Raw genomic sequence first — 273 nt, 5'->3', positions numbered from 1 at the left:
ATTCTTTATAATCATTGTCATTTAAAACATAAATGTTTTTGTCACCATATTTTTTAATTTTCCCTGTAAAAGGGAGCTGTGTATGTTTAGAAACTAGGAAATTATTATTATTAATGCTCACTTTATTACCATCAACATAAATAGGTGAAGCTATTGAATCAGCATTTAGAATAAAAGAAATTTCATGAGTTTCTGGTTTAATTTGATTCAAAATACTCGATTTGTTACTATAATCCAAAAATATTAATGTTTTCTTTATTTGTGAGTAACTAG

1 protein-coding gene is annotated in these 273 nt (G+C 24.5%); it reads right to left on the bottom strand.

Annotation, left to right across the window (positions count from 1 at the left end; genetic code table 11):
- The coding region (locus SB772_RS40880; protein WP_410838636.1) for a hypothetical protein at positions 1–211 on the bottom strand (211 nt) is incomplete at its 3' end.
- Positions 212–273: the final 62 nt, after the last annotated feature.

The organism is Paraburkholderia sp. SIMBA_030, from assembly GCF_046535245.1.
Classification (GTDB): Bacteria; Pseudomonadota; Gammaproteobacteria; order Burkholderiales; family Burkholderiaceae; genus Paraburkholderia.
This window is presented reverse-complemented; position numbering and strand designations above follow the sequence as displayed.